Annotated in this window: 11 protein-coding genes; 10 read left to right on the forward strand and 1 reads right to left on the reverse strand. The window is 72.8% G+C overall.

Annotated elements, in window-relative coordinates; genetic code table 11:
- Nucleotides 1-149: 149 nt before the first annotated feature.
- From K1Y72_RS12545 to K1Y72_RS12570, 6 genes are all read left to right on the forward strand, one after another.
- Nucleotides 150-959, forward strand: coding sequence for an MBL fold metallo-hydrolase (locus K1Y72_RS12545; RefSeq protein WP_220166275.1), 810 nt, complete (start codon nt 150-152; stop codon nt 957-959).
- Nucleotides 960-1,057: 98 nt separating this feature from the next.
- The gene (locus K1Y72_RS12550; RefSeq protein WP_220166277.1) at nt 1,058-2,785 is read left to right on the forward strand and encodes an MFS transporter; all 1,728 of its coding nucleotides are present in this window, start codon (nt 1,058-1,060) and stop codon (nt 2,783-2,785) included.
- Between the two features lie 67 nt (nt 2,786-2,852).
- Complete coding sequence (locus K1Y72_RS12555; protein ID WP_220166279.1) at nt 2,853-3,449, forward strand: GNAT family N-acetyltransferase; 597 nt, start codon at nt 2,853-2,855, stop codon at nt 3,447-3,449.
- 264 nt (nt 3,450-3,713) lie between these two features.
- Nucleotides 3,714-6,551 (forward strand): excinuclease ABC subunit UvrA, encoded by a 2,838-nt coding sequence (gene uvrA, locus K1Y72_RS12560; protein ID WP_220166281.1) that lies wholly within the window; start codon nt 3,714-3,716, stop codon nt 6,549-6,551.
- 94 nt (nt 6,552-6,645) lie between these two features.
- Complete coding sequence (locus K1Y72_RS12565; protein ID WP_220166283.1) at nt 6,646-7,095, forward strand: Rieske (2Fe-2S) protein; 450 nt, start codon at nt 6,646-6,648, stop codon at nt 7,093-7,095.
- Nucleotides 7,096-7,214: 119 nt separating this feature from the next.
- Entirely contained in the window at nt 7,215-7,730 is a 516-nt protein-coding gene (locus K1Y72_RS12570) for a Rieske (2Fe-2S) protein (RefSeq protein ID WP_258572350.1), read from the forward strand.
- Nucleotides 7,731-7,825: 95 nt separating this feature from the next.
- On the opposite strand, the gene K1Y72_RS12575 is transcribed toward K1Y72_RS12570, so the two are convergent.
- Nucleotides 7,826-8,827 carry a mechanosensitive ion channel family protein gene (locus K1Y72_RS12575; protein ID WP_308287032.1) on the reverse strand — a complete coding sequence of 334 codons (1,002 nt, stop codon included), beginning with the start codon at nt 8,825-8,827 and terminating at the stop codon, nt 7,826-7,828.
- Between the two features lie 242 nt (nt 8,828-9,069).
- Here K1Y72_RS12575 and uvrC point away from each other — a divergent pair, with 242 nt between their 5' ends.
- The 4 genes from uvrC (at nt 9,070) to whiA (ending at nt 14,060) form a co-directional block, all read left to right on the forward strand.
- Nucleotides 9,070-11,091, forward strand: coding sequence for an excinuclease ABC subunit UvrC (gene uvrC, locus K1Y72_RS12580; protein WP_220166285.1), 2,022 nt, complete (start codon nt 9,070-9,072; stop codon nt 11,089-11,091).
- Nucleotides 11,088-11,966, forward strand: a complete 879-nt coding sequence (gene rapZ / locus K1Y72_RS12585) for an RNase adapter RapZ (protein WP_220166287.1) — start codon at nt 11,088-11,090, stop codon at nt 11,964-11,966. The genes uvrC and rapZ overlap by 4 nt, the downstream gene beginning before the upstream one ends.
- 44 nt (nt 11,967-12,010) lie before the next feature.
- Nucleotides 12,011-12,988: a gluconeogenesis factor YvcK family protein gene (locus K1Y72_RS12590; protein ID WP_220166289.1), complete on the forward strand. Its 978-nt coding sequence runs from the start codon at nt 12,011-12,013 to the stop codon at nt 12,986-12,988.
- Between the two features lie 91 nt (nt 12,989-13,079).
- Nucleotides 13,080-14,060 (forward strand): DNA-binding protein WhiA, encoded by a 981-nt coding sequence (whiA, locus tag K1Y72_RS12595; protein WP_220166292.1) that lies wholly within the window; start codon nt 13,080-13,082, stop codon nt 14,058-14,060.
- Nucleotide 14,061: the final 1 nt, after the last annotated feature.

The raw sequence follows: 14,061 nt of genomic DNA on the forward strand, positions 1-14,061 counted from the left end.
TGCGGCGGGTGGGCGCGTCCTTCATCCCCGAAACAACGCGTTATATGTGCGGTGTCGGGTACAAGCCGGGCACTCGTGGGAGTAGTCCCGCGCGTACGGCCCGTGGCCGGTACCGGCCGCCGTCGTTGCGGCGGGAACAAAATGGGGGCATGAGCCTTCCGATCTGCGTCACCTGCGGCGTGCAGTACGGCCACGACCGCCCCGACTGCCCCATCTGCCTCGACGAGCGCCAGTACGTCGGCTGGGACGGGCAGCGCTGGACCGACCTGGCCGGCCTGCGCGCCGCCGGGCACCGCGGCCGCGTCGAGGACGAGGGCCCCGGCGTCGTCGGGATCGGCACCGAGCCCTCCACCGGCATCGGGCAGCGGGCGCTGCTCGTGCGGACGCCGGGCGGCAACGTGCTGTGGGACATGGTGAGCCACCTGGACGAGGCGACCGTCCGCGCCGTCCGCGACCTCGGCGGCGTCCGGGCCATCGCCGTCAGCCACCCGCACTTCTACGGGTCGATGGTGGAGTGGGCGCACGCCTTCGACGCCCCGATCCACCTGCACGAGAAGGACCGCGCGTGGCTGCCGCGCGCCGACGACGCGGTGGCGTTCTGGTCGGGGGACCGGTTCGACCTCGGCGGCGGCCTCACCCTGATCAACGCCGGTGTCCACTTCGCGGGCGGGCAGGTGCTCCACTGGCGGGACGGCGAGGACGGCGCGGGCGCGCTGCTGTCCGGCGACATCGTCCAGGTCGTGAGCGACCGCGACTGGGTCGGTTTCATGTACAGCTACCCGAATCTGATCCCCGAGCGGCCGCGCGTCGTGCGCCGCGCGCTCGGCCTGCTGGAGGGGCACGACTTCGCGCGCGTGTACGGGGGCTGGTGGCGGCGCGTCGTCCGGACCGACGGGCGGGCGGCGGTCCGGCGCAGCGCGGAGCGCTACCTGAGATTCGCACTGGATGACGACAGGTAACCGTACGGACACCCATTCCGTACTTTCGCGGCCGACCCGCCCGGGGCGTAATATTAGTTAGGCAAAGTAACCACTTCCCGTCCAGAGGGAGCCCCTTGGTGCGCACGAAGCACTACTCCTGGGTCGCGCTCAGCAACACCACCCTCGGCATGCTGCTGGCCACCGTGAACTCCTCCATCGTGATCATCTCCCTGCCGGCGATCTTCCGCGGCGTCCGCCTGGACCCGCTCGAACCCGGCAACGTCGGCTACCTGCTGTGGATCCTCATGGGCTACATGCTGGTGTCGGCGGTGCTGGTGGTGACGCTCGGCCGGCTCGGCGACATGTTCGGCCGGGTCCGCATCTACAACGCCGGCTTCGCGGTGTTCACCCTCGGCACCGTCGTGCTGGCGCTGGACCCCTTCACCGGCGGCCGCGGCGCCGTCTGGCTGATCGCCTGGCGGATCGTCCAGGGCATCGGCGGCGCCATGCTCATGGCCAACTCCGCCGCCATCCTCACCGACGCCTTCCCGGCGCGGCGGCGCGGCATGGCGATGGGCGTCAACCAGGTCGCCGGCATCGCCGGGACCTTCCTCGGCCTCGTCGCGGGCGGCCTGCTCAGCGAGGTCAACTGGCGGCTGGTGTTCTTCGCCTCCGCGCCGATCGGCGTCGCCGGCACCGTCTGGGCCTACCGCAGCCTCGTCGAGACCGCCGTCCGCAAGGCCGGCGCGAAGATCGACTGGCTCGGCAACGTCGCCTTCGCCGCCGGCCTCACCGCCCTGCTCGCCGCCATCACCTACGGCATCCAGCCCTACGGCGGCCACGACATGGGCTGGACGAACCCCTGGGTGCTCGCCGGCATCATCGGCGGCATCGCGGTCCTCGCGGCGTTCTGCGTCATCGAGACGAAGGTGGAGCAGCCCATGTTCCACCTCGACCTGTTCCGCATCCGGGCGTTCAGCGCCGGCAACGCCGCGAGCCTGCTCGCCGCCGTCTCGCGCGGCGGCATGCAGTTCATGCTGATCATCTGGCTGCAGGGCATCTGGCTCCCGCTGCACGGCTACGACTTCGAGGACACCCCGCTGTGGGCCGGCATCTACCTGCTGCCCCTCACCCTCGGCTTCCTCGTCGCCGGCCCGGTCTCGGGACACCTGTCGGACCGCTACGGCGCCCGCGCCTTCGCCTCCGGCGGCCTGCTGCTGTCGGCCGCCGCCTTCGCCGGGCTGCTGCTCGTCCCGACCGACTTCGCCTACTGGCAGTTCGCGCTGCTGATCTTCGTCAACGGCGTCGGCTCGGGCCTGTTCGCCGCCCCCAACACGACCGCCATCATGAACGCGGTCCCCGCCGACCAGCGCGGCGTCGCCTCGGGCATGCGCGCCACCTTCATGAACGCCGGCATGGTGCTGTCCATCGGCGTGTTCTTCTCGCTGATGATCGCCGGCCTGGCCGACCGGCTGCCCGCCACCCTGTCCAGCGGCCTCACCGCGCACGGCGTCGACCAGGCCACCGCCTCCCGCATCGCGAACCTGCCGCCCGTCGGGACGCTGTTCGCCGCGTTCCTCGGCTACAACCCGATCGAGAGCCTGCTCGGCCCGGCCGGGGCGCTGGACGGCCTCGGCGCCGGCGACCGCGCGACCCTGACCGGCCACGCCTATTTCCCGCACCTCATCGCGGGGCCGTTCCACCACGGCCTGGTCATCGTGTTCTCGCTGGCCATCGCCATGTCGCTGATCGCCGCGCTCGCTTCGGCGCTGCGCGGCCGCCGCTTCGTCCACGAGGAGCAGGACGCCCCCGCCGTCACCGAGGCCCCGGTGACGGTGCCCTTCGACGAGGGCGCCGACGCCTAGCGGGATGCGGCGGGGCGCGGCCGGTAATTCGGTGGCCGGGCCCCGCCGCCGCCGTCCACGATGGAGCATGAGCCCATCGGAGAACGCCCGGCCCCCCGAACGCATCGTGCATCCCGCCGTCGTGCTCCGGCGGCTGCGCCCCGCGGACGCGCCCGCCCTGCACGAGGCGGCCGTCGCCTCCCACGACGAGCTGCACCGGTGGATGCCCTGGGCGACCGACCCGCCCGCCGAGAGCGCCCAGGTCGAGTTCGCCGCGACCAGCCACCGCGAGTGGGACGAGGGCGCGTCCTTCGTCTACCTGATGTTCGACCCCGCGGACGCGGCCGGCGAGCGCCCGATCGGCACCGTCGGCCTGCACGCCCGCATCGGCCCCGGCGCCCTGGAGATCGGCTACTGGGTGCACAGCGCCCGCACCGGCCGCGGCCTCGCCACCACCGGCGCCGGGCTGCTCACCGCCGCCGCGTTCCGGCTGGCCGGCGTCGAGCGCGTGGAGATCCACTGCGACCGGGCCAACCGCGCGAGCGCGGCCGTCCCGCGCAAGCTCGGCTTCCGCCACCAGCGCACCGAGGACCACGCGCCCGAGGCCCCCGCCGAGACCGGCCGCCGCGAGATCTGGGTCCTGGACCGCGCCGGCCTCGCCGCCGCCCCCGCCGCCGCGTACTGACCGGGGCGCGGGCCGACCGGCGCGCGGGCCGGCCGGACGCGCCGTGAACGCGCGCTATGGCCGGTTCCGGTGGCGACCGATCTTCGAACACGTGTACGGTTTCGCGTGGCGGGACGTCCGCGAGGGACGGGTGGGACCGGCCGTGAAATGCGCCGCGCCCCGCCGCTGTTATGTGACCGGGGACGTTCTGTCGTACCCCCTGGCTAGCCTGCGAGCGGATGGCCGTCCCATCTCTACGAGCCCAGAACAGGACCACACAACGCCGTGCATGACCGACTCATCGTGCGTGGAGCACGCGAGCACAACCTGAAGGACGTCTCGCTCGACCTGCCGCGGGACTCCATGATCGTGTTCACCGGCCTGTCCGGGTCGGGCAAGTCGAGTCTGGCGTTCGACACGATCTTCGCCGAGGGGCAGCGGCGCTACGTCGAGTCCCTGTCGTCCTACGCGCGCCAGTTCCTCGGCCAGATGGACAAGCCCGACGTCGACTTCATCGAGGGCCTGTCGCCGGCGGTGTCGATCGACCAGAAGTCCACCAGCAAGAACCCGCGGTCGACCGTCGGCACCATCACCGAGGTCTACGACTACCTGCGCCTGCTCTACGCGCGCATCGGCCACCCGCACTGCCCGATCTGCGCCCGGCCGATCACCCGCCAGGCCCCGCAGCAGATCGTCGACCGGGTGCTGGAGCTGGCCGAGGGCACCCGGTTCCAGGTGCTCGCGCCGGTCATCCGCGGCCGCAAGGGCGAGTACCTGGAGCTGTTCCGCGAGCTGCAGTCCAAGGGCTACTCGCGCGCCCTGGTCGACGGGCGGGCGGTCCGGCTGGACGAGCCGCCCGCGCTCAAGAAGCAGGAGAAGCACGACATCTCGGTCGTGGTGGACCGGCTCTCGGTGAAGCAGAGCGCCCGCCAGCGCCTCGCCGACTCCGTCGAGACCGCGCTCGGCCTCGCCGGCGGCACCATCGTCCTGGACTTCGTCGACCTGGACGAGGGCGACGAGAACCGCACCCGGATGTACTCCGAGCACCTCTACTGCCCCTACGACGACCTGTCGTTCGACGAGCTGGAGCCGCGCTCGTTCTCCTTCAACTCGCCCTTCGGCGCCTGCCCGGAGTGCACCGGCATCGGCACCCGGATGGAGGTCGACCCCGAGCTGATCGTCCCCGACGGGGAGCTGTCGCTCGCCGAGGGCGCGATCCAGCCGTGGTCGGGCGGCCACGTCAGCGAGTACTTCCTGCGCCTGCTGTCGGCCCTCGCCGACGCCATGGGCTTCACCCTCGACACCCCGTGGGACCGGCTCCCGCTGAAGGCGCGCCGCGCGATCCTCAACGGGCACGAGACCCAGGTCCACGTCCGCTACAAGAACCGCTACGGGCGCACCCGGTCGTACTACACCTCCTACGAGGGCGTGATCCCCTACATCCACCGGCGGCACGCCGAGTCCGAGAGCGACTCCTCGCGCGAGAAGCTCGAGGGCTACATGCGCGAGATCCCCTGCCCGACGTGCGAGGGCGCGCGGCTGAAGCCGTACGTGCTCGCGGTCACCATGGGCGGCCGGTCCATCGCCGAGGTCTCGGCCCTGCCGATCGGCGAGTGCGCCAAGTTCCTGCTCGCGCTGGAGCTGACCGACCGCGAGAAGCAGATCGCCGAGCGGGTCCTCAAGGAGATCAACGCCCGCCTGGGGTTCCTGCTGGACGTCGGCCTGGACTACCTGTCCCTCGACCGCGCCTCGGCGACGCTGTCGGGCGGCGAGGCGCAGCGCATCCGGCTGGCCACCCAGATCGGCTCCGGCCTCGTCGGCGTCCTGTACGTGCTGGACGAGCCGTCCATCGGCCTGCACCAGCGCGACAACCACCGCCTGCTGGAGACGCTGCTGCGCCTCCGCGACATGGGCAACACCCTGATCGTCGTCGAGCACGACGAGGACACCATCGCCGCCGCCGACTGGGTCGTCGACATCGGCCCGCGCGCCGGCGAGCACGGCGGCGAGATCGTGGTGTCGGGCACCGTCGACGAGCTGCTGACGTCCGAGGACTCGCTGACCGGCCAGTACCTGTCGGGGCGCCGCGAGATCGCCGTCCCGAAGATCCGGCGGCCGCGCGCCAGGGGACGCGAGATCACCGTCAAGGGCGCGTCCCAGAACAACCTCAAGGACGTCGACGTCGCGTTCCCGCTCGGGGTGTTCACCGCCGTCACGGGCGTGTCGGGGTCGGGCAAGTCCACCCTGGTCAACGACATCCTCTACACCTCGCTCGCCAAGAAGCTGCACGGCGCCCGCACGGTGCCCGGCCGGCACAAGCGGGTGAACGGCGTCGACCAGCTCGACAAGGTCGTGCACGTCGACCAGTCGCCGATCGGCCGCACCCCGCGGTCCAACCCGGCCACCTACACCGGCGTGTTCGACCACATCCGCAAGCTGTTCGCGCAGACGACCGAGGCGAAGGTCCGCGGCTACCAGCCGGGCCGCTTCTCCTTCAACGTCAAGGGCGGCCGCTGCGAGAACTGCGCGGGCGACGGCACGATCAAGATCGAGATGAACTTCCTGCCGGACGTCTACGTGCCCTGCGAGGTCTGCCACGGCGCCCGCTACAACCGGGAGACGCTGGAGGTCCACTACAAGGGCAGGACCATCGCCGAGGTGCTGGACATGCCGATCGAGGAGGCCACCGCCTTCTTCGAGCCGATCAAGGCGATCCACCGGCACCTGCACACCCTGAACGAGGTCGGGCTCGGCTACGTGCGGCTCGGCCAGAGCGCCCCGACGCTGTCGGGCGGCGAGGCGCAGCGCGTCAAGCTCGCCTCCGAGCTGCAGCGCCGGTCCACCGGCCGCACCGTCTACGTGCTGGACGAGCCGACCACGGGCCTGCACTTCGAGGACATCCGCAAGCTTCTCGGCGTGCTGAACGGCCTGGTCGACAAGGGCAACACGGTGATCGTCATCGAGCACAACCTGGACGTCATCAAGACGGCCGACTGGGTCATCGACATGGGCCCCGAGGGCGGCTCGCGCGGCGGCACCGTCGTGGCGACCGGCACGCCCGAGGAGGTCGCCGGGGTGGAGGGCAGCCACACCGGCCAGTTCCTCGCCAAGGTCCTCGGCTGACCGTCCCCGTCCGGGACGCCGCCCGCCGACATGCGGGCGGCGTCCGGGCGCGGGTGCATGCGCCGCGCCGCCGGTTGCGGGAACATGATCGCCCATGAGCGAGATCGAGACGACCGGGGCCGCGGCCCCGGCCCACGACGTGATCGGCCGCCGCGCGGTGCTGTGCTGCGCCGGCGCCGCCGCCGCGGCGGGCGCCGTCGCCCTGGCGGGCTGCGGATCCTCCGGCGGCGACGAGCCCGACTCCGCCGGGCTGAAGGGCAAGGAGCTCGCCGCCGCGACGGCCGTGCCCGTCGGCGGCGGCTCGGTGAACAAGGACCTCAAGGTCGTGGTCACCCAGCCCGCCCAGGGCACCTACAAGGCGTTCACCGCCGTCTGCCCTCACCAGGGCTGCCTGGTCGACAAGATCGAGAACGGCGTCATCGAGTGCCCCTGCCACGGCAGCCACTTCACGGCGACCGACGGCTCGGTCGTGCGGGGCCCGGCGAACAAGGGCCTGGCGGCCTACCCGGTGCGGGTGGAGGGCGGCCGGATCGTCGGCGCCTGACCCGCGGCCCCGCCCGTCGCTTGAACTTTCAAGATTTTTCTGAACCGGGCCGCGCCCGCGTCCGTACTCACCGGTGACGCGGAGCCGATCAGCGAGACACCAACCTGTGCGGAGGATCGATGGCCCAGCACGACGCGATGACCGAGGAGACCGGAACCGGAACGGGGCCGGGGCCGGACGGTGCGGCGACCCGGCGCGGCCTGCTGGCCGGCGCCGGGGTCGTCGCCGCGGCCGGCCTGCTCGCGGCCTGCGGCGGCTCCGACGACTCCGGGGACGCCGGCGGCGGTGACGCGGGCGGCGACGGCGGCTCCGGCGGCGGCCCGTCGTCGGACGGCGGCGGGGGCTCGGCGACCGCGCTCGGTGCGGTGAGCGCCGTGCCGGTCGGCGGCGGCAAGGTGTTCAAGGACCGGAAGATCGTGGTCACCCAGCCCGCCAAGGGCGAGTTCAAGGCGTTCAGCGCCGTCTGCACGCACCGGGGGTGCAGCGTCGGGTCGGTGGCGGGCGGCCTCATCGAGTGCCCCTGCCACGGCAGCAAGTTCAAGATCGCGGACGGCTCGGTGGCGTCCGGCCCGGCCGAGGAGCCGCTGCCGGCCCGGAAGGTGACCGTTCAGAACGGCCAGATCACCCTGGCCTGACGGCCACCCTCCCGACGTCGAGATGCGGCGTGTTGGGCATTTTCGATCGTCGAAGTGCCCAACACGCCGCATCTCGACGATGGGTGACCGGGTGGTCAGGCGGCGTCGGGCACCGGCTCCAGGTCGGGCAGCTCGGCGCGGAGCCGGGGGAGCGCGTGCGGGTGGTGGTCGCGGATGTAGGTGACCAGGTGCTCGCGCACGTCGCAGCGCAGGTCGAAGGCGCTCGCCGAGTCGGCGGCGCTGACCAGGGCGCGCACCTGGATCATGCCGTTGTCCAGCACGTCGGTGACCTGGAGCACCCACTCGCGCTGGTCCCACAGCGGGTTCTCCCGGAGCATCCGGTACAGCTCGGCGCGCAGCTCCTCCACCGGGACCGACCAGTCCACGTGCAGCATGACGGTGCCGAGGATGCGGCTGGTGTGGCGGGTCCAGTTCTCGAACGGCCGCTCGGTGAAGTAGGAGACCGGCAGGATGAGCCGCCGCTCGTCCCAGATCTGCACGACGACGTACGACAGCGTCAGCTCCTCGACGCGGCCCCACTCGCCCTCCACGACCACGACGTCGTCCAGCCGGATCGCGTCGCTGAAGGCCAGCTGGAGCCCGGCGAACAGGTTGCCGAGGGCCGGGCGGGCGGCGATGCCGACGACCAGGCCGGCGACGCCCGCCGAGGCGAGCACCCCGGCGCCGAGCGCGCGGACGGCCGGGAAGGTGAACAGCGCCATGCCGGTCGCGATGATCACCACGATGGCGGCGGCGATCCGGCGGAGCAGCAGCATCTGCGTGCGGGCCCGGCGGGCCCGCCGGTTGCGCTCGCCCTCGATGCGGGTCAGCCGGTTCAGCGCCGGGTCGGTCAGCGAGTAGAAGATGCGGAGCGCCAGCCAGACGGTCGCGCCGATCGCGCCGATGCTGAGGACGTGGTCCACCGTCCCCTCGACGCGCCCGGGCAGCAGGTCGTACGGCATGGCCGCGTTGGCGCTGACGACGGCGGCGAAGGCGAAGGCGGCGCGCGTGCAGTGCCGTGCGGCGACGCCCACCCCCGGCCACCGGGCCGACAGCCGGCCGGCGAACAGCCTTCTGATGCCCTCCACCAGGACCACCGAGACTGTGATCGCGATCGCGAGCGTTATCCATGCCCAGAGTGCGGACAAGCCGGGCACGCCCCCCTTCGGTCGGGATCGGGACATCGGCGCACGTCACGTGCGCCTCATTTCAGACTAAAGATCCTTTTCCGTGACCTTTGCCGTCGTAACGAGATCCGTGTCACGTGGGGGACGGGCCGCCGGGGCGGGCGCGCGGACCGCCGCGCGGACTGTCGGTGCGGGCCACTAACCTTGCGGGTGTGGCAGATCCGGCGACCTACCGACCCGCACCGGGATCCATCCCCGAGTCGCCGGGGGTGTACCGCTTCCGCGACGAGCACGGCCGCGTCGTGTACGTGGGCAAGGCCAAGAACCTGCGGGCCCGGCTGAACTCCTACTTCGCCGACTTCGCGGGCCTGCACCCGCGCACGCAGACGATGCTGCGGACGGCGTCCCAGGTCACCTGGACGGTCGTCGGCACCGAGGTCGAGGCGCTCCAGCTGGAGTACTCCTGGATCAAGGAGTTCGACCCCCGGTTCAACGTCCGCTACCGCGACGACAAGTCCTATCCCTATCTCGCCGTCACCCTGAACGAGGAGTTCCCGAGGGTGATGGTGATGCGCGGCGCGAAACGCAAGGGCGTCCGGTACTTCGGCCCGTACTCGCACGCGTGGGCGATCCGCGAGACGGTCGACCAGCTCCTCCGCGTCTTCCCGGTCCGCACCTGCTCGGCCGGGGTGTTCAAGCGCCAGCGCCAGCTCGACCGGCCCTGCCTGCTCGGCTACATCGACAAGTGCTCGGCGCCGTGCGTCGGCAAGGTGAGCCCGGCCGAGCACCGGCTGCTCGCCGACGAGTTCTGCGACTTCATGGCCGGGCAGGCCGGCCGGTTCATCAAGCGGCTGGAGCGCGAGATGCGCGAGGCCGCCGCGTCGGAGGAGTACGAGCGCGCCGCCCGCCTGCGCGACGACGTCCGCGCCCTGCAGCGCGCCCTGGAGAAGCAGGCCGTGGTGCTGCCCGACAGCACCGACTGCGACATCGTCGCCCTCGCCGAGGACGAGCTGGAGGCGGCCGTCCAGGTGTTCTACGTGCGCGGCGGCCGGATCCGCGGCCAGCGCGGCTGGGTCGTCGACAAGGTCGAGGACGTCGGCACCGCGGGCCTGGTCGAGCAGTTCCTCATCCAGATCTACGGCGAGACCGAGTCGGCGCCGCGCGAGGTGCTCGTCCCCGAGCTGCCCGCCGACGCCGAGGCGATGACCGAGCTGCTGAGCGAGCAGCGCGGCGGCCCCGTCGCGCTGCGGGTGCCGCAGCGCGGCGACAAGCGGTCGCTGATGGAGACCGTCGCCCGCAACGCCCACGAGGCCCTCAAGCAGCACAAGACCCGCCGCGCCGGCGACCTCACCACTCGCAGCCTCGCGCTCCGCGAGCTGCAGGAGGCCCTGGAGCTCGACGAGGCGCCGCTCCGCATCGAGTGCTACGACGTGTCCAACCTCCAGGGCACGCACGTCGTGGCGTCCATGGTGGTGTTCGAGGACGGCCTGGTCCGCAAGGGCGAGTACCGGCGGTTCTCGATCAAGGCGGTGGAGGGGCAGGACGACGTCCGCTCGATCCACGAGGTGATCACCCGCCGGTTCCGCCGCTACCTCGCCGAGAGCGAGAAGACGGGCGAGCTGGCGAACCTCGCCGAGGACCCCGACGACCCCGGTGGCGTCCAGGCCGGCGCGCACCAGCCGATCGACCCCGAGACGGGCAGGCCGCGCCGGTTCGCCTACCCGCCGAACCTGGTGCTCGTCGACGGCGGCCCGCCGCAGGTCGCCGCCGCCCAGCGGGCCCTGGACGAGCTCGGCATCGACGACATCGCCGTCGCCGGCATCGCCAAGCGGCTGGAGGAGCTCTGGCTGCCCGGCGACGACGACCCGGTCATCCTGCCGCGCAACAGCGAGGGCATGTACCTGGTGCAGCGCGTCCGCGACGAGGCGCACCGGTTCGCCATCGCCTACCACCGGCAGAAGCGCTCCAAGGCGCTCACCGTCAGCGAGCTCGACGACGTCCCGGGCCTCGGCCCGGCCCGGCGGGCGGCGCTGCTCAAGCACTTCGGCTCGGTGAAGCGCCTGAAGGGCGCGACGCCCGAGCAGATCGCCGAGGTGCCGGGCATCGGCCTGCGCAGCGCCGAGGCCATCCTGGCCGCGCTGCACGGGGGCACGGCCCCCGGCGCCGCCGGCACCACCGCCACCGACACCGGCGCCCCGGGCGCCGGCGACCAGCACGGGGGAGAACGGACATGACCGTCGAGGCGAACATCCCGGACATCGTCATCGTCACCGGCATGTCCGGTGCCGGGCGCAGCACCGCCGCCAAGGCGCTGGAGGACCTCGACTGGTTCGTGGTCGACAACCTGCCGCCGGGACTGCTGGCCACCATGGCCGACCTCGGCGGCCGGGTCCGCGACGCGGTGCCGCGCATCGCGGTCGTGGTGGACGTGCGCAGCCGCGGCTTCACCGCCGACCTGCACTCCTCCATCGCCGAGCTGGAGGCGCGCGGCGTCCACCCGCGGGTGGTGTTCCTGGAGGCCGGCGACGCCGACCTCGTCCGCCGCTTCGAGAGCGTGCGCCGCCCGCACCCGCTCCAGGGCGACGGCCGCCTCGTCGACGGCATCGCCCGCGAGCGCGAGGCGGTCCGCGAGGTGCGCGCCGAGGCCGACCTGGTCATCGACACCAGCGGCCTCAACGTGCACGAGCTCCGCGCCAAGATCATCGGCTTCTTCGGCACCGACACCGGCGAGTCCAGCCTCCGCGCCACCGTCGTGTCGTTCGGCTACAAGTACGGCCTGCCCGTCGACGCCGACCTCGTCGTCGACTGCCGGTTCCTGCCGAACCCGCACTGGGTGCCCGAGCTGCGCCCGAAGACCGGCCGCGACGCCGACGTCCGCGACTACGTCCTCGGGCAGCGCGGCGCCAAGGAGTTCCTGGACGCCTACACCGAGGTGCTGCGGCTGCTCGCCGACGGCTACGAGCGCGAGGGCAAGCACTACGTGACGCTCGCCGTGGGCTGTACCGGCGGCAAACACCGTAGTGTGGCCATGGCGGAACAACTGTCCGCCCGGCTGCGGGACGAGGGCATCGAAGTGCAGGTCGCCCACCGCGACCTCGGCCGTGAGTGACGCCGGCGCGGGCGCCGGCGGGTGAACAGGAGACGGACGTCCCGGTGGAATCCCCAGGCCCCAAGGTCGTCGCGCTAGGCGGGGGCCACGGCCTGTACGCCTCGCTGTCGGCGCTCCGCCGCGTCACCGACCGGCTCACCGCCGTGGTCACCGTCGCCGACGACGGCGGGTCCAGCGGCCGGCTCCGGCAGGAGCTCGGCGTGCTGCCGCCCGGCGACCTGCGGATGGCCCTCGCCGCGCTCTGCGGCGACGACGAGTGGGGCCAGACCTGGCGCGACGTGGTGCAGCACCGCTTCCGCAGCCAGGGCGGCCTGCACGACCACGCCGTCGGCAACCTGCTGATCGTCGCGCTGTGGGAGCTGCTCGGCGACCGCGCCGGGTCCACCGTCGAGGGCCTGGACTGGGTCGGCCGGCTGCTCGGCGCGCACGGCCGGGTGCTGCCGATGGCGTCGGTGCCGATGGACATCGTCGCCGAGGTGCGCGGCGCCGACCCGGCCCGCCCCGACGTGGTGTCGTTCGTCAAGGGGCAGGTGGAGTGCGCCAAGACGCCCGGCGACGTGCTCGGCGTCTCGCTCGTCCCGCCCGACCCGCCCGCCTGCCCCGAGGCGCTCGCCGCCGTCGGCGACGCCGACTGGGTGGTGTTCGGCCCCGGCTCGTGGTTCACCAGCGTGCTGCCGCACCTGCAGGTGCCCGAGCTGGCCCGCGCCCTCGCCGCGACCCGCGCCCGCCGCGCCGTCGCGCTGAACCTGGTGCCGCAGCCCGGCGAGACCGACGACTTCTCCCCGCAGCGGCACCTGGAGGTGTTCCAGGCGCACGCGCCGGGCCTCCGCGTCGACGTGGTGCTCGCCGACCGGGGCGTGGTGGAGGACACCGAGGCCCTGGACCGGGCCGTCAAGGACCTCGGCGGGCGCCTGGTGCTCGCCGACGTCGCGGCGCCCGACGGGTCGCCGCGTCATGATCCGGCCCTGCTGGCCCAAGCCTTCGTACAGATATTCGCCGAGGACCGCCCGGCCGGGCCGTAATCGGCGAGACTGCTGGCAGTCCGGCGAGGGGTGGCGTCCGCCGCGCGCGGCGGGCGAGGATCGCAAGCGAACAGGGGGAGAGGGTTCATCTATGGCGATGACCGGTGTGGTGAAGGATGAGCTGAGCCGGCTCACGGTGCTGAAGCCGTGCTGCCGCAAGGCCGAGGTCTCGACGCTGCTGCGGTTCGCGGGCGGTCTGCACCTGGTGAGCGGCCGCATCGTGATCGAGGCCGAGATCGACACCGGGGCCGCCGCGCGGCGGCTGCGCAAGGACATCGCCGAGGTGTTCGGGCACACCTCCGACGTGGTCGTCCTCGCCCCGAGCGGGCTGCGCAAGGGCAACCGGTACGTGGTGCGGGTGTTCCGCGACGGCGAGTCGCTGGCCCGCCAGACCGGCCTGATCGACAACAACGGCCGGCCGGTGCGGGGCCTGCCCCGGCACGTGGTCGCGGGCGCGGCCTGCGACGCCGAGTCGGCGTGGCGCGGGGCGTTCCTCGCGCACGGCTCGCTCACCGAGCCGGGCCGCTCCATGTCGCTGGAGGTGACCTGCCCGGGGCCGGAGGCCGCGCTCGCGCTGGTCGGCGCCGCCCGCCGCCTGAAGATCCACGCCAAGGCCCGCGAGGTGCGCGGGGTGGACCGGGTGGTGGTCCGCGACGGCGACGCGATCAGCGCGCTGCTGACCCGGCTCGGCGCGCACGACAGCGTGCTGGCCTGGGAGGAGCGGCGGATGCGCCGGGAGGTGCGCGCCACCGCCAACCGGCTCGCCAACTTCGACGACGCGAACCTGCGCCGCTCGGCCCGCGCCGCCGTCGCGGCCGGCGCCCGCGTCGCGCGCGCCCTGGAGATCCTCGGCGACGACGCGCCCGAGCACCTGGTCAACGCCGGCCGGCTCCGCCTGGAGCACAAGCAGGCGTCGCTGGAGGAGCTCGGCCAGCTCGCCGACCCGCCGCTCACCAAGGACGCGATCGCCGGCCGTATAAGGCGTCTGCTGGCCATGGCCGACAAGCGCGCGAGCGACCAGGGCATCCCCGGCACCGAGGCCAACCTGACGGCCGACATGCTGGCCCCCTGAC

The sequence above is a fragment of the Actinomadura parmotrematis genome (assembly GCF_019458805.1).
In the GTDB taxonomy this organism is placed as follows: Bacteria; Actinomycetota; Actinomycetes; order Streptosporangiales; family Streptosporangiaceae; genus Spirillospora; species Spirillospora parmotrematis.

Coding starts and splice junctions, on each gene's coding strand:
- K1Y72_RS12570 (WP_258572350.1), top strand. CDS start 7,215: ATGGCCCAGCACGACGCGATGACCGAGGAGACCGGAACCGGAACGGGG.
- whiA (WP_220166292.1), top strand. CDS start 13,080: ATGGCGATGACCGGTGTGGTGAAGGATGAGCTGAGCCGGCTCACGGTG.
- K1Y72_RS12565 (WP_220166283.1), top strand. CDS start 6,646: ATGAGCGAGATCGAGACGACCGGGGCCGCGGCCCCGGCCCACGACGTG.
- K1Y72_RS12555 (WP_220166279.1), top strand. CDS start 2,853: ATGAGCCCATCGGAGAACGCCCGGCCCCCCGAACGCATCGTGCATCCC.
- rapZ (WP_220166287.1), top strand. CDS start 11,088: ATGACCGTCGAGGCGAACATCCCGGACATCGTCATCGTCACCGGCATG.
- K1Y72_RS12545 (WP_220166275.1), top strand. CDS start 150: ATGAGCCTTCCGATCTGCGTCACCTGCGGCGTGCAGTACGGCCACGAC.